The sequence below is a fragment of the Spirosoma liriopis genome, assembly GCF_023196085.1.
Taxonomy (GTDB): Bacteria; Bacteroidota; Bacteroidia; order Cytophagales; family Spirosomataceae; genus Spirosoma; species Spirosoma oryzicola.
The window spans coordinates 516,303-542,958 of the sequence record NZ_JALPRF010000001.1 but is presented as its reverse complement, the minus strand read 5'-3'; the positions used below and the strand labels follow the sequence as shown (position 1 = coordinate 542,958).

The 26,656-nt window shown below is 51.4% G+C and carries 23 protein-coding genes; 14 read left to right on the top strand and 9 right to left on the bottom strand.

Features of this window, described 5'->3' with window-relative positions; translation table 11 throughout:
- Window positions 1–45: 45 nt before the first annotated feature.
- Window positions 46–531: a Cif family virulence factor gene (locus M0L20_RS02290; RefSeq protein ID WP_248475431.1), complete on the bottom strand. Its 486-nt coding sequence runs from the start codon at window positions 529–531 to the stop codon at window positions 46–48.
- 200 nt (window positions 532–731) lie between these two features.
- Here M0L20_RS02290 and M0L20_RS02285 point away from each other — a divergent pair, with 200 nt between their 5' ends.
- Entirely contained in the window at window positions 732–2,075 is a 1,344-nt protein-coding gene (locus tag M0L20_RS02285) for a D-arabinono-1,4-lactone oxidase (RefSeq protein ID WP_248475430.1), read from the top strand.
- Window positions 2,076–2,082: 7 nt separating this feature from the next.
- On the opposite strand, the gene M0L20_RS02280 is transcribed toward M0L20_RS02285, so the two are convergent.
- Window positions 2,083–3,672 carry a Na+/H+ antiporter gene (locus M0L20_RS02280; protein WP_232559206.1) on the bottom strand — a complete coding sequence of 530 codons (1,590 nt, stop codon included), beginning with the start codon at window positions 3,670–3,672 and terminating at the stop codon, window positions 2,083–2,085.
- A gap of 259 nt (window positions 3,673–3,931) precedes the next feature.
- Here M0L20_RS02280 and M0L20_RS02275 point away from each other — a divergent pair, with 259 nt between their 5' ends.
- The 4 genes from M0L20_RS02275 to M0L20_RS02260 all read left to right on the top strand — a co-directional run bounded on the left by M0L20_RS02275 (window position 3,932) and on the right by M0L20_RS02260 (window position 10,610).
- Window positions 3,932–4,462: a gluconate 2-dehydrogenase subunit 3 family protein gene (locus M0L20_RS02275; protein ID WP_248475429.1), complete on the top strand. Its 531-nt coding sequence runs from the start codon at window positions 3,932–3,934 to the stop codon at window positions 4,460–4,462.
- Between the two features lie 86 nt (window positions 4,463–4,548).
- Window positions 4,549–6,261 carry a GMC oxidoreductase gene (locus tag M0L20_RS02270; RefSeq protein ID WP_248475428.1) on the top strand — a complete coding sequence of 571 codons (1,713 nt, stop codon included), beginning with the start codon at window positions 4,549–4,551 and terminating at the stop codon, window positions 6,259–6,261.
- Between the two features lie 237 nt (window positions 6,262–6,498).
- Window positions 6,499–9,621: a PVC-type heme-binding CxxCH protein gene (locus M0L20_RS02265; RefSeq protein ID WP_248475427.1), complete on the top strand. Its 3,123-nt coding sequence runs from the start codon at window positions 6,499–6,501 to the stop codon at window positions 9,619–9,621.
- A 53-nt stretch (window positions 9,622–9,674) separates the two neighbouring features.
- Window positions 9,675–10,610: a hydroxypyruvate isomerase family protein gene (locus M0L20_RS02260; RefSeq protein WP_248475426.1), complete on the top strand. Its 936-nt coding sequence runs from the start codon at window positions 9,675–9,677 to the stop codon at window positions 10,608–10,610.
- 104 nt (window positions 10,611–10,714) lie between these two features.
- On the opposite strand, the gene M0L20_RS02255 is transcribed toward M0L20_RS02260, so the two are convergent.
- The 3 genes from M0L20_RS02255 to pnuC all read right to left on the bottom strand — a co-directional run bounded on the left by M0L20_RS02255 (window position 10,715) and on the right by pnuC (window position 12,450).
- Window positions 10,715–11,023, bottom strand: coding sequence for an isoamylase early set domain-containing protein (locus tag M0L20_RS02255; protein ID WP_232559201.1), 309 nt, complete (start codon window positions 11,021–11,023; stop codon window positions 10,715–10,717).
- Between the two features lie 266 nt (window positions 11,024–11,289).
- Window positions 11,290–11,703: a lipocalin-like domain-containing protein gene (locus M0L20_RS02250; RefSeq protein WP_248475425.1), complete on the bottom strand. Its 414-nt coding sequence runs from the start codon at window positions 11,701–11,703 to the stop codon at window positions 11,290–11,292.
- A gap of 66 nt (window positions 11,704–11,769) precedes the next feature.
- Window positions 11,770–12,450, bottom strand: a complete 681-nt coding sequence (gene pnuC, locus M0L20_RS02245) for a nicotinamide riboside transporter PnuC (RefSeq protein ID WP_248475424.1) — start codon at window positions 12,448–12,450, stop codon at window positions 11,770–11,772.
- A gap of 71 nt (window positions 12,451–12,521) precedes the next feature.
- Between pnuC and M0L20_RS02240 the strand changes: the two genes are divergently transcribed.
- The 6 genes from M0L20_RS02240 (at window position 12,522) to M0L20_RS02215 (ending at window position 18,169) form a co-directional block, all read left to right on the top strand.
- Window positions 12,522–13,745, top strand: a complete 1,224-nt coding sequence (locus tag M0L20_RS02240; RefSeq protein ID WP_248475423.1) for a Gfo/Idh/MocA family protein — start codon at window positions 12,522–12,524, stop codon at window positions 13,743–13,745.
- Between the two features lie 231 nt (window positions 13,746–13,976).
- The gene (locus M0L20_RS02235; RefSeq protein WP_248475422.1) at window positions 13,977–14,759 is read left to right on the top strand and encodes an SDR family NAD(P)-dependent oxidoreductase; all 783 of its coding nucleotides are present in this window, start codon (window positions 13,977–13,979) and stop codon (window positions 14,757–14,759) included.
- Between the two features lie 81 nt (window positions 14,760–14,840).
- On the top strand, window positions 14,841–15,731 hold the full coding sequence (locus M0L20_RS02230) for an ROK family protein (protein WP_248475421.1): 891 nt from the start codon (window positions 14,841–14,843) through the stop codon (window positions 15,729–15,731).
- An 18-nt stretch (window positions 15,732–15,749) separates the two neighbouring features.
- Entirely contained in the window at window positions 15,750–16,559 is an 810-nt protein-coding gene (locus tag M0L20_RS02225; protein WP_248475420.1) for a sugar isomerase domain-containing protein, read from the top strand.
- Entirely contained in the window at window positions 16,556–17,059 is a 504-nt protein-coding gene (locus M0L20_RS02220) for a GNAT family N-acetyltransferase (protein WP_248475419.1), read from the top strand. Before M0L20_RS02225 ends, M0L20_RS02220 begins: the two co-directional genes overlap by 4 nt.
- 81 nt (window positions 17,060–17,140) lie before the next feature.
- A complete protein-coding gene (locus M0L20_RS02215) occupies window positions 17,141–18,169 on the top strand; it encodes a methionine synthase (protein WP_248475418.1) in 1,029 nt (342 codons plus the stop codon).
- Window positions 18,170–18,254: 85 nt separating this feature from the next.
- Here M0L20_RS02215 and M0L20_RS02210 read toward each other — a convergent pair whose 3' ends face one another.
- Entirely contained in the window at window positions 18,255–18,581 is a 327-nt protein-coding gene (locus M0L20_RS02210) for a HesB/IscA family protein (RefSeq protein ID WP_232559192.1), read from the bottom strand.
- A gap of 106 nt (window positions 18,582–18,687) precedes the next feature.
- On the opposite strand from M0L20_RS02210, the gene mce reads away from it, so the two are divergent.
- The 3 genes from mce to odhB all read left to right on the top strand — a co-directional run bounded on the left by mce (window position 18,688) and on the right by odhB (window position 23,827).
- Window positions 18,688–19,092 (top strand): methylmalonyl-CoA epimerase, encoded by a 405-nt coding sequence (gene mce, locus M0L20_RS02205; RefSeq protein WP_248475417.1) that lies wholly within the window; start codon window positions 18,688–18,690, stop codon window positions 19,090–19,092.
- A 230-nt stretch (window positions 19,093–19,322) separates the two neighbouring features.
- Window positions 19,323–22,103: a 2-oxoglutarate dehydrogenase E1 component gene (locus M0L20_RS02200; protein ID WP_248475416.1), complete on the top strand. Its 2,781-nt coding sequence runs from the start codon at window positions 19,323–19,325 to the stop codon at window positions 22,101–22,103.
- Between the two features lie 92 nt (window positions 22,104–22,195).
- Complete coding sequence (odhB, locus tag M0L20_RS02195; protein WP_248475415.1) at window positions 22,196–23,827, top strand: 2-oxoglutarate dehydrogenase complex dihydrolipoyllysine-residue succinyltransferase; 1,632 nt, start codon at window positions 22,196–22,198, stop codon at window positions 23,825–23,827.
- Window positions 23,828–23,890: 63 nt separating this feature from the next.
- On the opposite strand, the gene gpmI is transcribed toward odhB, so the two are convergent.
- The 3 genes from gpmI to M0L20_RS02180 all read right to left on the bottom strand — a co-directional run bounded on the left by gpmI (window position 23,891) and on the right by M0L20_RS02180 (window position 26,393).
- Window positions 23,891–25,462: a 2,3-bisphosphoglycerate-independent phosphoglycerate mutase gene (gene gpmI, locus M0L20_RS02190; protein WP_232559188.1), complete on the bottom strand. Its 1,572-nt coding sequence runs from the start codon at window positions 25,460–25,462 to the stop codon at window positions 23,891–23,893.
- A gap of 44 nt (window positions 25,463–25,506) precedes the next feature.
- Complete coding sequence (locus M0L20_RS02185; protein ID WP_232559187.1) at window positions 25,507–26,010, bottom strand: low molecular weight protein-tyrosine-phosphatase; 504 nt, start codon at window positions 26,008–26,010, stop codon at window positions 25,507–25,509.
- 71 nt (window positions 26,011–26,081) lie between these two features.
- Window positions 26,082–26,393, bottom strand: coding sequence for an FtsB family cell division protein (locus M0L20_RS02180; RefSeq protein WP_232559186.1), 312 nt, complete (start codon window positions 26,391–26,393; stop codon window positions 26,082–26,084).
- Window positions 26,394–26,656: the final 263 nt, after the last annotated feature.

The following is a 26,656-nucleotide window of genomic DNA, read 5'->3' as shown; positions in this document are numbered from 1 at the left end:
AAGCTGGCTCCATGCTCTGTGGAACACGCCCGCACATTGCTTACTTCACTTTTTCTGCGCCTGCGCTAACCCAAAATTCTTTAGGTTGGTCAGGGCAATTACGTTGATTATCTTCCATTGGCCGTTGAATTTTTCAACGACCCGCGTCTCTTTCGATGTTGTCTTGCCGTGACTGTCCAGCAGCGTCTGATCGTAGGTGACTAAAGCCATATTCCCGTTTTGATGGATGGTATAATTGGCATTCTGCACCGTTACGTTGTCCGAGACTTTTGAACTTTTGAATTGGTTGGCGAACTGCTTTTCCAAATTAGCCCATCCCTTGATGAGCATAAAGTCACCCCCGTATAGATTAGCCGCAAAATTCACGTAAGGCTCATGAGCCCAGGCCGCAGCCCATCTCGCTTTGTCGCGCTTGAAAAACCCTTCGGTTTCGTTGTACAATACCCGTTTGATGGCTTCCGTGTCGGTCTGAGCCCAACTGTACGAAGCCATACTCAACAAAAAAGCGGTTGCTACGAATGACGTTTTCATGACCGGTAAATGTTGATTCAACGGTTAATGTATGGAGTAATTTGGCTAGAGTCAACTTATTTTGGTATTTTTATTAGTTTAAATAGGGATTAAATAATCATCTGATAGAGAGTGACTTCAGATGAACAAGGCTGTATCTCTCCCTGGAAGACGACTGGTCAATCAATTAATTCAATTAGTTTAGCCGAAACCCTGTAACTATGAAAAAAAGAACCTTTCTTAAACTATCTTCGGCCTTAATGGCAACTCCAATCATCTCTCCACTGGCTCAGCTAGTATCGGACGAAAAGCTAAAGAACTGGGCCGGTAACTATACATACAGCACCAGTCGGTTGTACGCTGCCAAATCAATCGAGCAGGTGCCGGAACTGGTAAAAAAGTACGACAAATTGAAGGTGCTGGGCACGCGTCACTGCTTCAACGGTATTGCCGATAGCACCCATAATTTTATCTCACTCCGGGAGATGGACAAGGTGCTGGCGATGGATACGGAGGCTCGTACGGTAACGGTTGACGCTAGTATGCGGTATGGACAGTTAGCGCCGTACCTCGATAGCAAAGGATACGCGTTACACAATCTGGCATCGTTACCGCACATCTCCGTGGCTGGGGCCTGCGCAACAGCTACGCATGGTTCAGGGGTGAAAAACGGGAATCTGGCAACGGCGGTATCGGCGATGGAAATTGTGCTGGCCAATGGCGAGGTACGAACCTTGTCGCGCGCGAAAGACGGCGACACCTTTCGGGCGGCTGTCGTTAACCTTGGCGCGTTGGGGGTTGTCACAAAAATGACGCTTGACGTACAGCCGACCTTTACGATGCGGCAGGACGTGTATGTCGATCTCCCGCTGGATCAGATGAGCGGAAATTTCGATGCCATCATGTCGGGTGGTTACAGCGTCAGCCTGTTTACCGACTGGCAGAAAAAGCGCGTCAATGAAGTGTGGATTAAAAGCCGCGCCAAGAAAGATGATCAGGCGAAGGCTAAACCGGATTTCTTCGGTGCTACGCTGGCTACCAAAAATCTACATCCTATTGCCGAAATCTCGGCTGAGAACTGTACCGAACAGATGGGAGTACCGGGTCCTTGGTATGAGCGTTTACCCCACTTCCGAATGGGCTTTACACCGAGCAGCGGCAAAGAACTGCAATCGGAATACTTTGTCCCGTACAAAAATGCCGTCGAAGCGATTCTTGCTGTCGAGCGGCTCCGCGACCACATTAGCCCGCACCTGCTGATTTCGGAACTGCGCACCATCGACGCCGACGACTTGTGGATGAGTATGGCCTACAAACAGCCGAGCCTGGCTATTCACTTTACCTGGAAACAGGATTGGGCGTCGGTCAGTAAGGTATTGCCGATGATCGAAAAAGAGCTGGAGCCGTTTGGGGCGCGTCCGCACTGGGGAAAACTGTTTACGCTATCGGCAGCCAAACTGCAATCTCGCTACGAGAAGCTGGACGATTTCAAAAAGCTGGTCCGGGAGTTTGACCCGAAAGGCAAATTTCGAAACGCGTTTCTGGATTCGACCATTTATGGGTAGTCCGGTATCAGCCCATCGTTTCCATCAGCAATCGTGACTCTTCGAGGTCAAGTTCATACAGGATCGTGCGTAGTACTTCGTCGTCGTGGCGACCTTCCCGGCGGAGCTGAGAAACCATTTCGCGCTCGACCTGAATAATTTCCTGTTGAATCCGAAGCGATTCTTTCACTTCGGATTCATTGATATGCCGGCGTCGGCGATCCTGTTGAAGGCGTAGCCGGTCGATGCGGGTTTCGTATTTGTGCTTGAGCAAAGCCAGGGCCTCGTCGGATATATCGTCGCTCAGGGAATAGTTCGATTCCAGGTGCTCAATAGCGCTTGCTGCCAGCCGAATCCGCAGTTTGACTTCATCCTGCTTGGAGCGCTGGTCTGGTTCAATGTTCAGCCAGCGGATCAGAAAAGGTAAGGCGATACCTTGTAGAACGAGCGTAGAAAAGATAACGCAGCAGGTGAAAAAAATAACAAGGTCGCGGTGAGGGAATGGTGATTTGTTTGCCAGTGTTAGCGGAAGGGCCAGCGCCGTTGCCAGCGAGAGTACACCCCGCATGCCCGTCCAGCCTATCACGGTAAGCAGTTTGTTGTTGAACAGCGGAGCGTGGTGTCTGCCGAATAACCGAGGGATATAACTTGCCAGGAATACCCATACAAAGCGAGCCACGATAACCGCCAGACTAATCAGTGCCCCGTAGCCGATAAGCATTCCTGGTGAATAGACGGACGTGGTCATCAAGATCCGTCGGAGTTGTAAACCCATGAACACGAACACGGCACTATTGAGCAGGAATGTGACGACGTTCCAGATGTTGATGATCTGTAAATGAGCCTGCCGCGACAAAAACTCGGAAGACCGGAGCGTTAGAAACAAGCCCGATGATAATACGGCCAGCACGCCCGACACATGCAGTTCCTCCGCAACGATATAGCCTGCGAAGGGCATAAGCAGGGTCAGCGTGGTTTCAACAACCGGTGTGTCATTGGTCAGTTGATGAATAGCCTTGACGAGCCAGGCCAACGCCACACCAATCAGAATACCGCCTAAAACAACGACAAGGAACTGTTGGCCTGCTTCCAGCAGCACAAAATTTCCGGTCGTTACCGCCACGACGGCATAACGATAGGCAATAAGTCCCGTGGCGTCGTTGACAAGGCTCTCGGCTTCCAGAATGGCAATAACCCGACGCGGCAGCCCCATTTGTTTGATAACCGCCGTACCGGCAATGGGGTCGGTAGTCGATACGGTCGCTCCCATCACAAAAGCCAGCGGCCACGAGAAGCCCGGTATGAATGTGTGAGCGACCCAGGCTACGCCCGCCGTAGAGAACAGAACGAGACCAAACGCTAGTAGTAAAATAGGGCGGAAATTGGCCTTGAAATCGGCCCAGGAGGTATTCCAGGCTGCGGCATAAATCAAAGGCGGCAGGAAAATAAGGATGATAACGTCGGGTCTGATCACGACTTCTGGTAAGCCAGGAATCAGGCTAATGGTGATCCCCGCCAGCACCAGCACAATCGGAGAGGCAATCCGAACCCGCTCGGCCAGGGCCGCTAATGCGGTAACAATTGCTAATAATGTAACCAGTAATGCTGCACTACTCATAACCTAACAACCCGGCGCTTCGTCGGTGTGTTTGGGTCCAAGTGGCAAAACTACCTAGACCATGCCTGAAACCGCAGCTCGGAATGGCAACTATTTTTGTACAAATAGAGGATATTTCCTTCGTGCCCGTCTTTTCTGATCAGCGTTTTTCCTTCTTTGAAAAAGATTGGATAATTTGCTGGTTAGAAATGTATTTTTCCTGCTACTCCCGTTCGTTTTACAACCGAAACTCACTTTAATCACGTTTACTTGACTATTTATGAAACGTAGAGAAGCCATACAGCAAGCGGCCCTGATGATGGGCGGGCTGCTGTCGGCACCCACGCTTGCGGGCGCTATGGGCCGGGTCACCAACACCGGACCTAGTGTGGCCGTCACGGCTGAACAGGAAGCGCTGCTGGCCGAAGTTGCTGATGTAATCATCCCGACTACGAGTACGCCCGGTGCCAAAGCCGCTGGCGCCGAAAAATTCATCGTTCGGGTCATGCGCGATTGTTATCCCAAGAGTGACCAAGACAATTTCTACGCCGGACTAGCCAAGCTGGACGCTACTAGCAAAACCAAATTCGGCAAAGGATTCACGGACCTGGATGTAGCTCAGAAGAACGAAATGGTGAAACAGACCATGACCGATGATAAGCCTTTCTTCCTGCGGATGAAGGAACTGACCACTACCGGCTATTTCACCTCTGAAATTGGGGCTACCAAAGCGTTGGAATACCTTCCCGTTCCCGGACAGTTCAACGGCTGTATGCCTTTAAAACCCGGTCAGAAAACATGGGCATTATAACCGTCTGTAGCTTAAGTTTTCGTGTCGTTTCAATCCCTTGAACCGTCATTAGAAACCAAGACTATAGACTGAAAACATCGTCAAAAATGAACCTCAATATTGATTCTGTAAAAGAAACGACCTACGATGCCATTGTCATCGGATCGGGCGTGACGGGTGGTTGGGCTGCTAAAGAACTGACCGAAAAGGGCCTGCGGGTGCTGATGCTCGAAAAAGGGCACCAGCTCGAACACGTAACGGGCTACGAAAACGCCATGAAAGACCCCTGGCAGCTGAAGTACAACGGCCGGCTGACCACGGAGCAGAAAGAAACGCACCCGAAACTGATGCGCGATTATCCGTACAACGAGATGACCGAAACGTATTGGATGAAGGATGCGGATTCGCTCTACAAAGAAGTAAAGCGGTTCGACTGGTTTCGGCCTAACATCGTTGGGGGTAAGTCGATTATGTGGGGACGGCAATCGTACCGACTGAGCGACATTGATTTTGAAGCCAACGCCAAAGACGGGATTGCCGTCGACTGGCCGATCCGTTACAAAGACGTTGCTCCCTGGTACTCATATGTCGAAAAAGTAGTCGGCATTTCGGGGGAAGCGCTCAATCTGCCGCAACTGCCCGACAGCGACTTTTTGCCGCCGATGGAGATGTACTGCGTAGAAAAGGAAGTTCGGAAGCGGATTGAGAAAAACTTTCCGGGTCGGACAATGACCATCGGTCGGGTCGCTAACCTGTCGAAAGCGGGTCAGGCGCAGCTGGGCATTGGTCGTGCTCCGTGCCAGTACCGGAACAAATGCTCATTGGGTTGTCCCTACGGCGCTTATTTCAGCACCCAGTCCTGCACGCTGCCGTACGCGGCTAAAACCGGTCGGCTAACCCTTCGCCCTGACTCAGTTGTTACGGAAATCATGTACGACGAAAACCAGAAACGCGCTACGGGCGTGCGGGTCGTTGATGCCGTGACCTTACAGGGCCGTGAGTACTTTGCCAAGCTGATTTTTTCCTGCGGCAGTACCCTCGGAACTACGTCGATTCTACTGAACTCCAAGTCAAGCCGGTTCCCCAACGGTCTCGGTAACGATTCCGAACAGTTGGGTCATAACCTGATGGATCACCACTTCCGTACGGGGGCTTCCGGCGACTGGGAAGGCGATCTGGACAAATATTACATCGGTCGGCGAGCCAATGGTATTTACGTACCGCGTTACCGCAACATCGGCAACGACAAACGCGACTACCTGCGCGGTTTCGGCTACCAGGGGGGCGGTAGTCGTCAGGGTTGGCAGCGTAACATTGCTGAAATGAGCTTCGGTGCCGATTACAAGGAAGAACTGACAAAACCCGGCCCGTGGACAATGGGACTCGGTGCTTTTGGCGAGACGTTGCCGTACTATGAAAACCGCATGTATCTCGACAAAAACGAGAAAGACAAGTGGGGAATGCCGCTGGCCGTTTTCGATGCCGAACTGAAAGAAAACGAAAAGAAAATGCGCGTCGATATGATGAACGACGCCAAGGAAATGCTCGAGTCCGCTGGCGTGAAGAACGTGAAAGCCTATGACCGGGGTTCGTACCTGGGTATGGCGATTCACGAAATGGGAACCGCCCGGATGGGTCGCGACCCGAAAACGTCGGTGCTGAATGGTAACAACCAGATGCACGCGGTCAAAAACGTATTCGTCACCGATGGCGCTTGCATGACCTCGGCGTCCTGCGTAAACCCGTCGCTCACGTACATGGCCCTGACCGCGCGTGCCGTTGACTTTGCCCTGAAAGAGTCGAAAAAGAAAACGATCTAATCCGTTTTTATACTAGCCTAAAAATCACCGGTTCAGCGACAAACGACCCGGTGATTTTTGGTTAAAAGGCGTTGTAGTGAGGATGAAGCCAGCATTTGATGCTGTGTCATCCGTAAAGCCAGCGTAATAAAATTTGTTTTTGTATGGGTATAAATACCTTTCTTGCCTGCTTTATCGGCTAGTGGTGTATCACCGTTTTTACGCCTTACCCCCCAATCTTTTAGCCTGTTCTGATTTATGAATCTTTTTCGTTCGGCTAAGCGCTCCCGACTTTCCCGCCGGGCTGTAGCCCTTTCCTCCGCTGGTCTGGTTGTCGGTGCAACGCTTGTAGGCGCTTACCAGAACACCAACCTTAATGCCGCTTCGGAGCGTTACCTGACCCGTTTGTTTGCCGGGCTCAACGATGATGACAAGCACGACCCCAAATACGCAGTCGGCAGTTTGAACGTCGCTTCTGGATTGGAAGCGACACTGTTTGCCGCCGAACCGATGCTGAGTAACCCAACCGATATTGACGTTGACGCCAAGGGGCGAGTTTGGGTGTGCGAAGCCTACAACTACCGTCCGGCTATCAACGGCAATCCGACGCGCAAGGAAGGCGACCGGATCGTTATTCTGGAAGACCAGAACGGCGACGGTAAAGCCGACATCACCAAAGTGTTTTATCAGGACCCAAGCATCGAGTCACCCCTGGGTATTTGGGTGCAGGGCAACAAAGTGATCGTTGCTGATAGCCCGAACGTGTGGGTGCTGACCGACGAGAACGGTGACGATAAGGCTGACAAAAAAGAATTGCTGTTCAGTGGAATCGGGGGTGAACAACACGATCACGGGATGCACACATTTGTGTTCGGACCCGATGGAAAATGGTACTTCAATTTCGGTAACGAAGGCCAACAGTTGCTGGATAAAGACGGAAAGCCCGTCATTGACATTGCCACCGGAAAACCCATCAATAAGCAGAATTTCAAGCAGGGCATGGTATTCCGCTGCGATCCCGATGGCAAAAACGTAGAGCTGCTTGGTCAAAACTTCCGGAACAACTACGAAGTAGCGGTTGACTCCTACGGAACGCTCTGGCAGTCGGACAACGATGACGATGGCAACAAAGGCGTACGGATCAATTACGTCATGGAGTACGGCAACTACGGGTACACCGACGAAATGACGGGCGCGGGCTGGCAGGCCAACCGGGAAAACATCGAACCCGAAATCCCCCGGCGGCACTGGCACCTCAACGATCCCGGCGTTGTCCCGAATTTGTTGCAGACGGGTGCGGGTTCGCCAACCGGCATCATCGTTTACGAAGGAAGCTTACTACCCGACGTATTTCGGAATCAGATCATTCACTGCGATGCAGGGCCGAATGTGGTGCGGTCGTACACGGTTCAGAAAGATGGCGCAGGGTATAGAGCGGATATCGTAAACGTGCTGGAAGGCGCTCGCGATCAGTGGTTTCGCCCGGCTGACGTATGCGTGGCTCCTGATGGTTCGCTGATCATTGCTGACTGGTACGACCCCGGTGTCGGTGGTCACCAGGCGGGGGATCAGAATCGGGGCCGGGTCTACCGGGTAGCTCCGCCCAACTCGCCGTACAAAATGCCGAAGGTTGACGTTTCGACGATCGATGGCGCTATCGAAGCGTTGCAAAGCCCGAACATGTCGATTCGCTACGCCGGATGGCAGAAACTGCGCGAGTCAGGTCCCAAGGCCGAGAAGGCATTGGCAAAATTGTACAAAACGGCTACCAATCCCCGGATGCAGGCTCGGGCCTTGTGGCTGCTGAGCAAACTGGACAAAGGACCTAAATACCTGGAAACGGCGCTCAAAAGTGATAATCCTGATGTCCGCATTACGGCGTTACGGGCGGCCCGCCAACTCAAAACAGACATTATCCCGTACGTAAAACAACTGGTCAACGACCCCGATGCACAGGTGCGCCGGGAATGTGCCCTTGCGCTTCGCCGGAACCAGAACGCCGGGCCGTCTTCGTCCGACGCACCGGGTTTGTGGGCCCAATTGGCGAGTAAGTACGATGGCAAAGACCGCTGGTACTTGGAAGCGCTCGGTATCGGAGCCGATGGCAGTTGGGATAGTTATTTTACCGCCTGGATGAAGCAGCAAGGCAATGACGTGTTAGCCAATGCGCCGAGCCGTGACATTGTGTGGCGAGCCCGCACGAAAGAATCGGTGCCCCTGCTGGCTAAACTGGCCGGCGACGGTGGAACGGATCTGAATCAGCGATTGCGTTATTTCCGGGCGTTTGATTTCAATCCGGGCGCGAGCGAAAAATCAGCTGCCTTGCTGGGAATCTTGCAGGCCAATAGCGGTTCAATGGACGTGACCAAGCTGGTACTGCGCCACCTCGATCCCGCTTTTGTGAAAAGTTCGCCCGTCGCGACGAGTGCTTTGAACAAGCTGCTGACGGATGTATATGGAACGCCTGAATACATCGAGCTGGTGACGCGCTACGAGCCCGTTTCGGAGAACGCGAAATTGAGTCAGCTGGCGCTCAGCAAATACAACGATGCACTGGGCCGGGATGCCGTTCGGCAGTTGATCAAGCAAAATGGGAGTGCACTGATCTGGAACAGCATCAACAGCACCAATGCTGACGATGCCTCGCAGATGGTAACGGCTTTGCAACGCGTGGGTAATAAAGAATCCCTGGAGATTCTTAAGCTGGTGGCGCTGGACGAAAAGCGCCCATCATCACTGCGAATGACCGCTACCCGTGCGTTGGGCGGCAGCATGGACGGAGCCGACATGGTGGTTGCTCTGCTGAAATCAGGCGACATCAAAGGCGATTACAAAAAAGCTGCTGTACAAGGGGTAAGCAACGACTGGCGCAAAAATATTCGTCAGCAAGCGGCTAGCTTTCTGGACGGTGGACAAAGCGCCGAAGGTAAAAAATTGCCCGGTATGAACGAACTGATGGCGATGAACGGCGATGCCGCAAAAGGCGTCATGGTCTTCAAAAACAACTGCTCAATCTGTCATCAGGTCAACGGAGAAGGAATGGATTTCGGGCCTAAACTTTCCGAGATCGGTTCCAAGCTACCCAAAGAAGGTCAATACCTGGCGATCTTACACCCCGACGCTGGGATCAGTTTCGGCTTCGAAGGGTGGGAGGTGAAATTCAAAGACGGCAGCACCATGTCGGGTATTATTTCCAGTAAAACCGAAACGGATTTGCAGATGAAATTTCCGGGCGGTGTCGTGCAGAATTACAAAATGGCCGATGTGGTGTCTATGAAAAAGATGGACGCGTCGATGATGCCATCGGGCCTTCAGGAAGCCATGAGCACGCAGGAACTAGTAGACCTTGTCGCGTATTTAACGAGTTTGAAAAAGAAATAAGCGGGGCGACGGATTCTTAAATCAACGTAATTACCGTTCTGACTACAACCACTATGCAACGACGCAATTTTGTCAAATCGACAGTAGGCTTAGCCGGTGCTACCGCTTCCGGCGAAGCGTTCACAACCAACTGGCACTCGCAACCTAACTTTCTGGCTAAAAATACTTTCAAGCTCAAGTACGCGCCCCACTTCGGCATGTTTGAGAACAGTGCTGGAAAAGATCCTATCGATCAGCTGAAGTTTATGGCCGACATGGGCTTTACCGCCCTGGAAGATAACGGCATGATGGGACGTGACCCGGCGCAACAAACCAAGATAGGTGAGGAGATGGCGCGTCTGGGCATGACGATGGGTGTATTTGTTCTGGATAAAGGCGGTAACTCACAAAACACGCTGGCCGCCGGTAAGCAGGAATACATCGATATTTTTCTGAACGGCTGTCGGAAAGCGGTTGAAACGGCCAAGCGCATCAACGGTAAGTTCACGACCGTTGTGCCGGGTGACTTCGAACGGAATCTGCCCATTGGTATTCAAACCGGTCACGTGATTGATGCCTTGCGCCGGGGAGCCGACATTCTGGCTCCGGCTGGTGTGACAATGGTACTGGAACCACTCAGCGATACGCCTAATCTGTTCTTACGCACATCGGACCAGACCTACGAAATCTGCCGGGCGGTCAACAGTCCTTCCTGCAAAATTCTGTTTGACATTTATCACATGCAGAAAAACGAAGGGCATATTCTTCCGCATATCGACTGGTGCTGGAGCGAGATCGGCTATTTTCAGATCGGTGACAACCCCGGCCGGAACGAGCCAACAACGGGCGAAATCAATTATAAAAACGTGTTCAAGCACATTTACCAAAAGCAAAAACAAACCGGAAAGGACTTTATTTTTGGCATGGAACACGGCAAGTCGCAGAAGGGCAAAGAAGGCGAAGTGGCGTTGATTAAAGCGTACGTAGAATCCGATAGCTTTACCGTGTAATCACATAGATTGGTCTCACAGACCAGAAAGCAAATAACCCGGCCACCTAGTCGGGTTATTTGCTTTTAATATCCTTTTCTGAGCTACTGAAGGGTTGATCTGGCTTACAGAACGACAACCGAATTTTCTTCACCCGCAACGCCACTAGCAACATATTTATCAGCGGCCCAATCGTTTGTCCAGGTTGTACCATCTAACACGTAGCGATATTGGTATTCGCCACCAACTGGCAGTTCAACTGTGGTTTTGTACGAACCATCCTTTTGTTTTTTCAAGACCTGCGTTGTGACGTCCCAGTCATTGAATTCACCGGCCAGAGCGACCGTTTTTGCACCGTTGACAGCCTCAGCCGGCAACTCAAACGTAACTTTTGCGATAGGCTTGCTTTTGAGAAATTGTTTGGCAATCGCCATAGTGGTTAATTATTTGATTTACAGTGCAAAATTATATTGAAAAAAAAGTAAGATCATAGTTATCAAACTCTTAAGCGCTAATATTCTTCAAAAAATTACATTGTTTGCTTTTAGTTTTATAGTTATGTCTAGAAAAAATACTATTTAATTCGCCGAGTAAGACACTACTTTATGCCAATTTAATGAAGCAGATAACACTACATTTACCGAATAATAAACGTTAGTTCGTTCTGATAGATCGGTTTACTCATTCGTGGCGAATGCGGTCAGCGTCGTTCAACAAAAACGTATTCGCCGGTTCCGTACGGGTTAATGATTAGCTGGTTATTCGCTACCGAAACTATTTTCATTAATCGCCCCTGCATGGATGACATACAGACCGCCATGATTCGAACCTCGTCCCCTTCGATGGTGTAGTTACCCATGCCGCAGCCTAAAAAGCTGTAGTCAATGGGCTTGGTGTTTTCGTAGAATTCATTGAATCCACCATCCTTATCGAACGTAATGTAAACCCCCTTGTCCGTAGGGACACTGACCGCCGTACAGGAAGCGCCACCCGTTGGCCGACAGTAGGTGGTCAACTGCCACGTACCTACCAGTCGGTTAGCCTTAACGTCCTGGTCTGACTTCGAGCAGGCTATAACCGTAAAAAGTAGAAGCACTGCGGAGAACTGTTTCATCGATGAATAAATCTAGCGTTTGGTAGCAAGACCCGACCGCGTACGTAACCGTTGGAACGACGATGCTTACTGGTGCTGAACGACCCGCTGCGTTGGGTAACTCCGGTACTCGCGTGTCCAGTGCCAGGCACCCACGGCCGCGATAAAGCAAAACACAAAGTACTCAACGCCAACGAATTTGACGCCTTTTACGAAATACATGTACGTCAGGATAGCGTCCACGACAAGCCAAACGTACCAGCATTCGACCCGCTTCTCAATCATCAGAAACGTGGCGACAATGCTCATGACGGTGGTAAACGAATCTAAGTAAGGAAACGCACTTGGCTTACTGAAGAGCACCGGAAACCATTCGTGCAGATTACTGGCAAAGGTGCCAAGCACTAGTGTCGCCACCAGGCCGGACAGAGTCCAGACAACGAGCTGTCGAGTGGGTATTCGGCTGATTCGTAGTTCATGGCTACTCGTTGCTTCATTCTGCTTAGGATGCGTCCAGCGCCACCAACCCTGTAGGTTTGTTACAAAGAAAAATACCTGCAAAAACATGTCAGGGTACAGCTGAACCTGATAAAAAAGAAAGAAAAATAAAAAGACGCTAACGGCTCCGATAGGCCAGCTCCACACGTTCGCCTGGGCTGATAACCAGACCGCTACAGCGCCCGTGACGGCCCCGAAAAACTCAAGGTAACTCATGGAGTAACCCCAGATTGTAAAAAAAATCGTGTTGATGTCGAAAAAGTGGCCCATTGAGCAAAGTAATCAGCGGAGGATCTTACCTTTTGCGAAAGTACGGATTAACCATTTACCTGAACCCATTTATGCAACGTATTGCCATGCTCGGTGGTGGCTTCATTGGCCGCTTCTACGCCGACTCGATTCACGGACAACGCAGCCGCGACAAGGTAGTAGCTATCTACGCTCGTCGGGAGGAAACCGCCAGCAAGTTCGCCCAGGATTACGGCTGTGATTTTGCTTCGACAGATATGGAAGAAGTAGTTGCACATCCTGATGTCGATATGGTCTGTATTGCGCTGCCCAACAATCTTCACGAGACGGCGGTCAATCTCTGTGCAAAACATAAGAAATCAGTGGTGTGTACAAAACCCCTGGGTCGCAATGCGGAAGAAGCCTTACGGATGATGCAGACGGTCGAAGAAGCGGGTATTTTTGCCGGTTATCTCGAAGATCTGTGCTACACGCCAAAGTTTTTAAAAGCGCTGGACAGCGTAAAGAATGGAGCGTTGGGTCGAATCCTCTGGGCGAAGTCGCGTGAAACGCACCCCGGTCCGCACTCCGATTGGTTCTGGGATAAAGAACAGGCCGGTGGCGGTTGCATGCTCGATCTGGGATGTCACTGCGTCGAAATCGCCCGTAACTTTATCGGTAAGGATGTAAAGCCAGTGGAAGTGATGTGCTGGGCTGCCACGCAGGTTAAGCCAATCGACGCCGAGGATCACGCCATTGCGCTCGTGAAATACGAAAATGGAGCCATCGGCCAGTTCGAAGTAAGCTGGACCTTCCGGGGTGGTATGGACCTGCGCGACGAAGTGATGGGCACCGAAGGTACGATCTGGATCAATAACTTTTTGCGAACGGGCTTCGAAATGTTCACGACCGGTCAGCGCTCTGACGGTCGGCGCTCCGAGGGGAAAGGCGCGGATTATGTGGCCGAAAAAGCTGAATCGACTACGGGCTGGTTGTTTCCGGTGGGCGATGAAGTAAATGATCTGGGTTACAATCACATGTTTACCGACATGTTTCTGTCCCAGGAAGAAGGGCGTGAACCCGCCGAAACCTTCTACGATGGCTATATCGTCAACGCTGTGCTGGACGCTGCTTATCGGTCAGCCGAAACAAAGCAATGGGAGAAAGTAATTCTTCCGGTCTGGCGTGGTCAGGAAGGGCTGACGCAACAAACCACGCTGGTCGATTACGACGAGCAGTACTACCTGATCAAAGAAGAAGTTACCCACGACGGTCGCCACAAAGTAATCCTGAAAGACAAACAAACCGGAAAAATCAGCGAACGGGACATTATGTAATGATTGGTTTTTCGACAGGATTAACAGGATTGACAGGATTTTGGCGTATACGCCCGTCTTTATTGTAAAGCAGAACTCGCCCGATAGCTATACTACTGAGCGTAGTTTTCGGACTCGCTATCTTGTAAATCCTGTTAATCCTGTCAAAAAAAACAGTAGTTACAAACCCAATTACCCTATATTGGCTCCGTAATCCGTTGAGTTTAGTCGAAACAATTATCAGGAATTGGAATGTGGTTAGAATCGAAAAAGATAGTGGTGATTGGAGGGACGACAGGCATGGGTTTGTCAGCGGCTTTGGCGTTTGTGCGCGAGGGAGCGCAGGTGGTTGTCGTTGGGCGAAATGCTGAAAGCTGTGCTACTGCCGAGCAACAACTTGATGGAAATGGACTGGCGATGTCGGGGGATGCCTCCGATCCGCAAACGGCTCCCAAAGCCATTGCCCTCTGCCAGCAGATTTTTGGTGGCTTCGACGGTTTATTTCACGTAGCGGGCGGTAGTGGCCGACGGTTCGGCGACGGGCCGCTTCACGAGATTACGCCTGAAGGCTGGAATTATACCATCAATATCAATCTCACCTCATTGATGCTGTCGAATCAGGCGGCTGTTCGGGCGTTCCGGGCGCAGGGTACGGGCGGCACAATTCTGAACATGGGGTCTGTGCTGGGGTCGAGTCCGTCACCAACGTATTTTGCTACGCACGCGTATGCCGCCGTAAAGTCGGGCGTGATTGGCTTTACAAAATCCGTAGCGGCCTATTACGCCAACGACAACATTCGCGTCAACGTACTGGCTCCGGCGCTGGTTGAAACACCCATGTCGCAGCGGGCAACGACCAACGATGCGATCATGTCCTTTACTCGTACTAAACAACCCTTGGATGGCGGTCGAATTGGCCAGCCTACCGACCTGGACGGAGCCGCTGTGTACTTTATGTCCGATTATTCGGCTTTTACTACCGGACAGGTCCTGACAATCGACGGCGGATGGAGCGTGAGTGAAGGTCAGGTTTAGACCTGGATTCAGATAATTCGCCTAATTCAATAACGTAAAAACAAGCTAATTGACCCGTCACCTAAAGCATCGTTTAGACAGATGAACGCAATCGGCATTGACCTTGGCGGTACCTGGATCAAAGGCGTTTTAATGAATAGTGAAACGGGCGAAATCGTCAAACAACTATACCATCCGACCAATGGTGAAAAGGACTGGAAACAGGCCGTTGCCGAAACCGTTGCCGACTTACGAAAGCTGTCCCCGGACAACGTAACGGCTACCGGATTATCAGCGCCGGGGCTGCCCGACGAAACCAATCAGTACATCGCGTTCATGCCGGGACGGCTAAGCGGTCTGGAAGGCTTTCATTGGGGAAGTTTTCTGAATGATAACGTTCACGTCGTTAACGATGCTCATGCAGCATTGCTGGCCGAAAGTCGGTTTGGGGTTGCCAAAGGGTATCGTCAGGTCGTGATGCTGACGCTTGGCACGGGGGTTGGGGGCGGTATTCTAATCGATGGTCGCTTGTACCAGGGCAATTTTCAGAAGGCGGGTAGTGTTGGTCACATTGCCGTCGATGGCGAGAGTGATTCGGACGTAACGGGTATGCCGGGAAGCCTGGAAAATGCCATTGGCAACTGTACCATCGAGAAACGATCAATGGGTCGGTTTACATCGACCTATCAATTGCTGGAAGCCTACAAACAGGGTGATTACGTGGCGCAATGGGTTTGGCTGTCGTCTGTTCGGAAGCTAGCCATTGGGGTGAGTTCGCTGATCAACGGTTTCTCGCCAGACCTGGTCGTGCTGGGGGGAGGCATTACGCAAGCTGAAGAGGATTTGATGCGGCCCCTGGCTGAGTTTATGACTTTGTACGAGTGGCGACCCGGTGGTCAGGCTACGCCCCTAAAGATTGCCCAATTTGGCGATATGGCGGGTGCGATTGGGGCCGCGAGTTTTGCCATTCAGCGTTCTATTTCACCAGTTTAGTTGGATTTTTGCCGATCAATGACTCAACAATATATTGCGAAGTGCCGCCAGATGCTGGATAGCATCGAAGCCCAGACTCCCCAAATTCAGCAGGCGGCTCAGTGGTTTGCCGATACGATTCTGGCGGGCCGAATGGTGCATGTGTTTGGATCGGGTCACAGCCGGATCATGGTCGAAGAAATGTGGCCTCGTTACGGTTCGTTTCCCGGTTTTAACCCCATCGTCGAACTCTCGCTAACGTTCCATAACCTGGTCGTAGGAGCCAACGGGCAGCGGCAGGCAATGTTTCTGGAAAACGTTCCGGGGCTGGCCGACCGCATCCTTCGTAACTTTGCGCTGACCAGGCAGGATTCCGCTCTGATTATATCGTCGTCGGGTTGTAACGTTGTTCCCATCGAAATGGCCGAACTGTTTCAGCGGCAGGGTGTGAAAGTGGTGGCGCTGATTACCAAAGAGCACTCCGAACAAAGCACAAGCAAACGCGCCGATGGAAAAAAATTAGGGGACTTCGCCGATCTGATTCTGGATACGGGCGCACCCGTTGGCGACGCCATGCTAACCATACCCGAATTAGACACGCCGGTCGCGCCCGGCAGTACGGTTGGGGGAGCCGTTGTGGTAAATAGCCTCAAAGCCGAAGTTGCGCGACTGCTAACGGAGGCCGGTCGTCCGCCAAAAGTGCTTAGTGCGGGCGTGGTAGTGGGTGCCGAACGAGCGGTTGATCTGTTCGAATCGGCCTACGATGAGCACGCGCACCGACTGGCAAAACTATACCAGCAGGTGGGCATCCCCAGTTACGTTAGCCAAGAGAATACACAAGACTTATGATTGAAACGTCGCGCCTGACAATTATCCCTCTGACGCTTGATCAAATTCGGCTGCACCTTGCTGATCGGTACCAGTTGGAAAAGACGTTGGGACTGAAAAAAGGACATCGGGAAGTGACTGAGCCTTTGCTGAGTATCATCACACACTTCACCGTTCCCCGCCTGAAAGATCCGTCGAACGACCCGCTTTACCATACCATGTGGCTGGCAATTGATCGCGATAAGCAACAGTTTGTGGCCGAAGCGAAATTCAAAGGTGAGCCCGACGAAACGGGTACGGTAGAGATTGGCTACGGCACGTACCCGGCGCTTTGGCGAAACGGCTACATGAGCGAAATGGTGGGTGGTCTGGTCAACTGGGTTGGGCAGCAACCGGGAGTTCATCGCGTTATAGCCGATACCGACGTTGAAAATGTAGCTTCGCAGAAGGTGCTGGAAAAGAACGGGTTTGCTCTGTTCGATCGTATTGAGAATATGCTTTGGTGGGAATACATAGTCTAAAGGCGCTGACCCGGTCAGACAGTAGATGAAACAGGGCTTTGCCTTAACCTGATTTGATCAGTTTACTAACCCTCTACCAACGTGCAGCCTGTTCCCATCAAAACTACGGTTGTTGGCTCTATGCCGTTTCCGGGTTGGCTGGAATTTTCCAGTCAGCACCTCGCGCAGTTTGGTCCTGCGGACATCAACGAAATGATTGACGATGCCGTTGTTTCGTCCGTTCACGATCAGGTGGCGGCTGGCCTGGACGTTATTTCCGACGGTGAGCAAACCCGCTTCGATTTCAACCTGTCGTTTTATGGCTACATCAACGGCATCCAGAACAACGAAACGGAACTCCGGCGGTTTGGCCCGCCCGCGCATGATCAGCGGGGCAAGCACAACATTCTGGAACCGCTGACGGCTCCCAACGGACTGGGCGTAGTGGAAGAATACCTGCGGTTAAAACGAATCGCTCCCAACGGACAAGGACTAAAAGTTTCGATTCCGGGTCCGTATACGCTCAGCGGTCGATTGTTGCCGGGCCATTTGTACAAAGATCGGTGGGAAGTAACCGAAGCCTTATTACCCTTGGTAAACAAGGAGATCGCTGATCTGGTAGCGCTGGGTGTCCCGGAAATCTGCGTCGATGAGCCGTCCATGTCGTGTTACGCGTACCGCGAAGATACCCGGCGGTTTGTCGATATTTTTAATCGGACCGTTGCACCGGGAGTTGGTAAAACCCGCTTGTCGATGCACCTCTGTTTCGGCAACTACAAAGGACGTTCGGTGGGCAAAAAGACCATCGCACCCATGCTCCCCGACTTTCTGGATATGACCGTCGATGAAATTCATTCCGAAATGACGATCCTGAATTTTGCCGAGGTCAATCTGCTCGAACGGTTTGCCGAAAAAGTTGATGTGGCCGTCGGCGTGATCGACGTAAAAAGCTACTACATCGAAACGCCCGACGACGTAGCCGAACGGATTCGCAAATGTTTGCCTTATGTACCCGCCGAAAAACTGGCCGTTGCTCCCGACTGTGGGCTTAGCCAGACGGCTCGCTGGGCGGCCAAGCAAAAACTAGCCAACATGGTTGCCGGGGCAAAGATGGTCAGATCAGAACTGTAGTGAACGGAAGGCAGTAGACAGAGAAGGGGGATAAACGAAAAAGACCGCTTTTCAGGCGGTCTTCTTAATCGAGAATACAATCCGGTTAAACAGCAAAGCTTTCGCCACAACCGCAGGTACGTGACGCATTCGGATTTTTAAACTGAAAACCTTTTCCGTTCAGACCGTCCGAAAAGTCGAGTTCGGTACCTGCCAGGTAAAGCAGGCTTTTGCGGTCAACCAGAATCTTAATGCCTTTATCTTCAACGACATGGTCGGTTGGTTGCTGTGTAGCGTCGAACTGTAGATCGTACATCAGGCCCGAACAGCCTCCGCCCTGAACACCCACTCGGATTGCGTAACTGTCGGTGAGGCCGTCTTTCTGACGGAGTTCAATGATTTTATCTTTGGCGATTTCTGAGACAGTAACCATAGTCGTAATGGAATCGAATTTGACGCGAATTAATGCTATTCTATTAACTTTCTGCCAATCGGAAAAGTTCTGCTTACCCCGTTAGTCTGTTAATTGATCCATAACGATGCTAACCAACGTCGAACACATCGGTATTGCGGTCCGCGATATTGCCGCGTCCAATGCGCTATTTGCCAAACTGCTGAACGTTCAGCCTTACAAATCCGAAACGGTTGAAGCAGAAGGCGTGACAACCTCATTCTTTCAGGTCAATCAGACGAAAATAGAGCTGCTTGAAGCCATAAACCCCACAAGTCCAATCGCCAAATTTTTGGAGAAAAAGGGCGAGGGTATCCATCACATCGCCTTCGAAGTTGACGATATACGGACCGAGATGGATCGCTTACAGCAAGAAGGGTTTACGGTGCTAAACGAGACGCCTAAGCGTGGAGCCGACAACAAACTAGTCTGTTTCTTGCATCCCAAAGGGACAAATGGCGTCCTGATCGAATTATGTCAAGAGATCAGATAAGTATTTTTAACTCGATCGGTTCGTACCTACAAACACGATGTTTTATCCGGTGACACCGTTTACATAGGTCCGTTGGTATATAGAGGGGTCAACTAAACCGCAATTAATGCTGTTATTGGAATAAGGGCGTCGTTTCCAGTATAGGTATAGAATAAAAACCAAAAATTTTAGGACCAAGTGTTTGGTTGATAGCTTACCTTTGCGGGTCAAAACAACGACGCGCCCCCGTCATGGACCAGTATTCATATATCGCTAATTCCGACGCGGCTTACGTAGACCAACTGTATCAGTCTTATAAACAAGACCCTCAATCAGTTGACGAAAGCTGGCAACAATTTTTCAAAGGATTCGAATTTTCATTGACCTACGGCGAAAATGCCAAAGGAACCAATGGTAAAACCAACGGCGCTTCGACCAACGGTAATGGGGCTGCTCAAGCTGGCGCTTCGACAAAACCGGTTGATGCAAGTCATGCCGAAAAAGAAGTTTCGGTTGCCAGTCTGATCAAAGCCTACCGGTCTCGCGGTCACCTGTTAGCCAAAACCAACCCGCTCAAAGAGCGCAAAGACCGTCAGCCACGGGTCGATCTGCCCGATTACGCCTTGTCGGAAGCAGACCTGGATACGGTATTCGAGTCAGGTAAATTGCTTGGCATTGGACCCGCTACCTTACGGGTCATCATGGAATCGCTTCGGAAGGTATATGCCGGTGATATCGGTTTCGAATACATGTTTATCCGTGAGCTGGACGTTAAAAACTGGCTACGGAATAAAATCGAAAAAGAAGCGCTGGTCTTTACGCCATCAAACGACGAGAAGAAGCGTATTTTCGAGAAGTTGAATGAAGCGACCGTTTTCGAGAACTTTCTGGCAACGAAATACCTCGGACAGAAGCGCTTTTCGCTGGAGGGAGGGGAAGTGACCATTCCGGCGTTGGATACCATCATCAGTCAGGCCGCCGATATGGGCGTGGAAGAAGTGATGATCGGTATGGCGCACCGCGGACGGCTGAACGTGCTGGCCAATATCCTGGGTAAATCCTACGAGTCGATCTTTGATGGTTTCGAAGGAAACGTGCCTGAGCAAGTTCACGGCGACGGCGACGTAAAATACCACTTGGGTTATTCAAGCCTGATCGAAACCAAATCGGGTAAACAGATCAGCGTAAAACTTGCACCGAACCCTTCACACCTGGAGGCTGTAAACCCCGTAGTTGAAGGATTTGTGCGGGCGCAGGCCGACGAAGAATACAATGGTGACTTCAGAAAGATCATGCCAATCCTGATTCACGGCGACGCTGCGGTGGCAGGGCAGGGGATCGTCTATGAAGTTACGCAAATGGCTAAGCTGCCGGGTTACCAAACCGGTGGTACGGTTCACTTTGTCATTAACAACCAGATTGGCTTTACAACCGACTTCGATGATGCTCGGTCATCGATCTATTGCTCGGACATTGCCAAAATTATCGACGCACCGGTTTTCCACGTAAATGGCGACAATCCGGAAGCCGTTATTTTCTGCGCTAAACTAGCGGTTGAGTTCCGTGAGAAATTCAATCGGGACGTGTTTATCGATATGGTTTGCTACCGTCGGTATGGTCATAACGAATCGGATGAGCCCAAGTTTACGCAGCCGACGATGTACAACATCATCGATAAGCACGCCAACCCACGCGAACTGTACAAAGACCTGCTGATTGAGCGGGGCGACGTAGACGCTGAACTGGCGCAACGCATGGATACCGAATTCAAGCAGCAGTTGCAGGATCGGCTCGACCGCGTGAAGCAAAAAGCTGAGATTCCGTATAAACCACTGCGGCTCGACCTCGACTGGGCAGAACTGCGGTTCAGCGAACCCGCTGATTTTGATCAGTCACCCGAAACGGGTGTTTCGCCTGAAGTACTGGCGGAAGTTGGTAAAGCGCTCGTCAAAATTCCGGAAGGGTTCAAGCCGCTTAAGCAAATTGATAAACTGCTGAAAGATCGGCAGATGATGCTCAATGACACCAAAATGGTGAACTGGGGCACCGCCGAACTGCTGGCTTACGGGTCGCTATTGCTGGATGGTAAACCCGTTCGGTTGAGTGGTCAGGATGTGCAGCGGGGTACGTTCTCGCACCGTCATGCAGTATTACACGATTCGGAAACGAACCAGTCGTATTCATCGCTTGATTTTATCCAGGACGGTCAACAGAAATTCCAGATCTACAACTCACTGCTGTCGGAATACGGCGTACTGGGTTTTGAATATGGTTATGCCATGGCGAACCCGCACGCGCTGGTTATCTGGGAAGCGCAGTTCGGGGATTTCTCGAACGGTGCTCAGTTGATCATCGACCAGTTTATCGCAGCTGCTGAATCGAAGTGGGGCATTGAGAACGGTGTAACGTTGCTCTTGCCACACGGTTACGAAGGACAGGGACCTGAACACTCGAACGCCCGGCCTGAACGTTATCTTCAGCTCTATGCGGAGTACAACATGGTCGTTGCCAATATTTCAACACCAGCCAACTTCTTCCACCTGCTGCGTCGGCAACTGGCTTGGCCGTTCCGTAAGCCACTGGTGGTGATGTCGCCTAAGTCGTTGCTGCGTCATCCAAAATGTGTTTCCCCGCTGGAAGAGTTGACCAAAGGAAGCTTCCAGGAGGTGCTCGATGATAACTATGCACAGGCCGAAAAAGTAAAACGAGTGCTGCTGTGTACCGGTAAAGTCTACTACGATCTGCTCGACAAACAACAGGCCGATCAGCGTGACGATGTAGCGATTGTTCGACTAGAGCAACTGGCTCCGCTGCCTAAAAAGCAACTGGACGCTATTTTGGAGCAGTATAAATCCGCTGAAGTGTTCTGGGTACAGGAAGAACCCGAAAACATGGGCTACTGGACTTACCTGCTGCGGGTAGGGATGAATCTACCCATCATCTCGCGTAAGGCTGCGGCATCACCGGCTACGGGTTATCCCAAAATACACACGCAGGAACAAGCCGATATCGTTCGGAGAGCTTTTGAATAAATAAAGTTTTCGGTTTTTAGTTTTCAGTTTTTGGGTGAATCATTGCTGCAAGAACTGAAAACTGAGGACCCAAGACTGAAAACTAGAAAAAAATGGCCGTTGACATGAAAATTCCTCCCGTGGGGGAATCCATTACCGAAGTTACAGTTGGCACCTGGTACAAAAAGGAAGGTGACCACGTAAAAATGGACGATGTTCTGTGTGGACTCGATTCCGACAAAGCTACATTTGAGTTGACAGCCGAAGCTGATGGTATTCTGCACATCTTAGCGCAGGAAGGAGACGTTCTTCCAATTGGTGCCAGTATCTGCACAATCGACGGTGACGGTAGTGCTCCTGCTGCATCGCCATCGTCCGAACCCGCCAAAGCCGAAGCGCCGAAACCCGCTGAACAGGCGGCACCGGTCGCCGAATCCGCTCCTGCTTTACAGCCTGTGGCTGAACCTGCTGCGGCTGCTGTTGCTACGGGTGGTAGTGTAATCGAAATGAAAGTCCCGGCCGTTGGTGAGTCAGTTACGGAAGTTACAATTGCCTCTTGGAGTAAGAAAGATGGGGATCAGGTAGCCCTCGACGAAGTACTGTGCGAACTCGAATCGGACAAAGCTACGTTTGAGCTTCCCGCCGAAGCCGCCGGAACGCTTCGCATCGTTGCCCAAGCGGGTGAAACCCTGGCAATCGGCGCTTTGATCGCTAAAATCGAAACCGGAACAGCGGCTGCTCAACCCGCAGGATCGCCACAGCCTGCTCCGGCTCAACCGGCTTCTCAAGAAAAATCCGCAGAGCCTGCCAGCAACGGTCAGAACGGTTATGCGGCCAATTATCCGTCGCCCGCTGCGGCTAAGATTCTGGACGAGAAAGGCGTTAATGCTCAGCAAGTACAAGGAACGGGTGTCGGTGGTCGGATCACCAAGGAGGATGCAATGAAAGCATCACCTGCTCCGGCTCAGCCAGCTCCACAACCCGCAGCACCGAAGCCAGCGGCACCAGCACCCGCTCCGGTGGCTAGTGCTCCGATTGCCGGAAGCCGCAATCAGCGTCGCGAAAAAATGACCTCGCTCCGCCGGACTATTGCCCGTCGGTTGGTAGCCGTGAAAAACGAAACGGCTATGCTGACTACCTTCAACGAGGTAGACATGAAACCGGTCATGGACCTGCGGAACAAATACAAAGACAAGTTCAAGGAGAAGCATGGCGTAGGGCTTGGCTTTATGTCGTTCTTCGCCAAAGCGGTCTGCGCAGCGTTGAAAGACTTCCCAGCCGTGAACGCCCAGATCGACGGAGACAGCATCGTTTACAACGATTTCTGTGATATTTCCATCGCTGTGTCAACCGACCGGGGCCTTGTCGTTCCTGTGATTCGGAACGCAGAGCAAATGAGCTTCGCGCAGGTCGAGAAAGAAATCGTTCGTCTGGCAGGTTTAGCCCGTGACAACAAGTTGACTATTGAGCAAATGACCGGCGGTACGTTTACGATCACCAACGGGGGGACATTTGGGTCCATGCTGTCAACGCCGATCATCAACGCGCCCCAGTCGGCTATTCTGGGTATGCACAACATTGTTGAGCGTCCCGTTGTCGTCAATGGCGAAATCGTTATCCGGCCTATCATGTACGTAGCACTGTCGTACGATCACCGCATCATCGATGGTAAAGAGTCGGTAAGCTTCCTGGTTCGCGTAAAACAGATCCTCGAAGATCCATCCCGCTTGCTACTGGATATGTAAGCTACTATGCAAAACGAAAAGCCCCGCTCGGTGTCGAGCGGGGCTTTTCGTTTTGCGAAAATATTATTCGTTAATCAGGCTAACACCCGTCATTTCCGGCGGCTGAGGAATACCCATCAGGTGCAGAATCGTTGGTGCTATGTCGGCGAGTTTACCATCATTTAGAACCGGATGATAATCCTTATCGACCAAAATGCAAGGAACCAGATTGGTCGTGTGGGCCGTGTTGGGTGAACCATCTTCGTTAGCCATGTACTCAGCATTACCGTGGTCGGCAATGATGATCGTTGTATAGCCGTGCTCCAGAGCGGCTTCGGTAACCGCTTGAGCACAAGCATCAGCTGTCTCCGCTGCTTTGACAACCGCTTCGAACACGCCCGTATGGCCGACCATATCAGTGTTGGCAAAATTCAGGCAAACGAAATCCGTTTCTTCGTTCTGTAATTCCGGTATGATGGCGTCGCGGATATCGTAAGCAGCCATTTCAGGCTTCTGGTCGTACGTTTTCACCGGAATGGTCATGGCTACACCCTCTTCGCTGTACACCGTCATTTCTTTGGGCGATGGGCACAACAGCCGTTTCTCACCCGTAAAGGGTTCCTCGCGGCCACCCGAAAAGAAGAAGGTTACGTGCGGGTATTTCTCGGTTTCGGCAATCCGAATTTGTTTGCGACCCGCATCCGCGATGACCTCACCGAGCGTTTTTTCCAGATTGTCTTTGTCGAAAATCACTTTTACACCCTCAAACTCGCTGTCGTAGTTCGTCATGGTGATGTAATGAAGCGCCAGTTTCTTCATGCCCAATTCCGGAAAATCTTTCTGGGTCAGGGCCTGGGTAATTTCGCGTCCCCGGTCGGTACGGAAGTTGAAACAAAGCACTACGTCACCTTCTTCAATGACCGCAAGAGGAGTACCTTCGGCATCTGTGTTAATAATCGGCTTGACGAATTCATCGGTAACATCGGCATCATACGAAGCCTGCAATGCGCCGATAGGATCGGTGGTCGGCACACCAACACCGAGTACCATCGCATCATACGCTACTTTGACGCGCTCCCACCGGTTGTCGCGGTCCATCGCGTAGTAACGACCCGTAACGCTGGCAATGTGCCCTGTGGTGGCCGTCATGTGCGCTTGTAAATCCGTCAGGTAGGCAACGCCCCCTTTGGGATCGGTGTCCCGTCCGTCTGTAAAGGCATGAACAAACACGTCGGTGAGCCCACGCGCATGAGCAATGGATAACAAGCCCTTCACGTGGTTGATGTGCGCATGAACGCCACCGTCTGAAACCAGACCGATGAAGTGCACTTTTTTACCCTGAGTCTGGGCGTAGTTGAGCGCATCAACCAGTACGGGTTCATTGTCCAGCGTGTGTTCATCAACGGCTTTGTTTACCTTGACGAGATCCTGATAGACGATTCGGCCCGCGCCGAGGTTCATGTGTCCTACTTCGGAATTGCCCATTTGTCCGGCGGGCAGACCAACGGCCAGCCCCGACGCTTCCAAAGTGCTATGTGCGTACTTTGGATACAGCGAGTTCATGAACGGTGTACTAGCCGCTTCAATGGCCGAAACTTCGGGGCGCAGGGGAATGCCCCAGCCGTCGAGAATAACAAGAATGACTTTTTTGTTCATAATGTAAATAAGCCAATGAGTGAACAAGCGATTTTTTCGGTCGATTACTCACTCAAAAGTTGACGATTATCTTGTTGTATTAAGTAGGAAAGTAATTGGCGGCAACACCGCAATGTGATCTGATACACGTCTTCAAAAACGTCGGGACCTTCGTAATAAGGATCGGGCACGTTCGGATCGTCGCTGACATCCGGGTCAAACTCGCGCAGCAGAAAAATGGTGTCGTTGTTGGGAAGACCGGTGCTGCGGTAATGTAATTTCTCAACGGCTTCGAGGTTCTGCTCATCCATCGCAACAAAGTGCGTGAACTGAGCCAGATCTTCGCCAGTCAGGCGTCGGGCCCGATGGGTAAGCGTCAGATTGTGTTCTAAAGCATTTTCGCGCGTACGGCGATCGGGTAGCTGACCAAGGTGATACGAGGAGGTTCCGGCTGAATCACACTGGATTTGGTCGCTTAATCCTTTTTCTTCTACTAATGTTCTGAATACACCTTCGGCTACGGGCGACCGGCAGATGTTACCGAGACAAACGAAAAGAACGTTGATCATAGGCTAGGGAGCATAGAGCGGTGAGCGCGGTACACGGAACACGTTCCTTACTTCCTGCACGGGCCACCGGGCTATTTTTCAATTGGATCATTCTTGTCGTCTACGATGACGAAAATATCTTCGCTGGGTTTTTTCATCAGGTACTTTTCCCGCGCGTACTTTTCGCGGAGCCGATCATTGCCCAGCACTTCCTTCCGTTCGGTCTGTACTTTCTGAATCTGCGTCTGGTAAAACGACGCTTCTCCTTCCAGCTCGCGCAGTTTCCACCAGTTACGGATCTGCATAGGAAGGTCATTGGCATCAAAAAACGTCATCCATACCAGTAACCCCAAACCAGTAGCGACGTAAAAATTGCGTAAGTAGTAGAGGATTCTTTGGAGCATGGCTTTTGTGGTGTCGAGTCAAAGGACCCGTATTGTCCGAGATAGGTGAAGTGGGCGTGGAGTCGGTTTCTCAAAACTGACACAGGTTGCTGACGCAAAGGGTCGGTTTTGAGAAACCGACTCCACGCTCACTTCACGCGCCCAGCAGCACATTACTCATTCTGGAGGTTTCGGACAATACGGATCACATGACCTGACATTTTTAAACGTAAAAAAGTGTCGGGTCCTTAGACCGCCTAGGTGGCCCCGCCGACACCACAAAA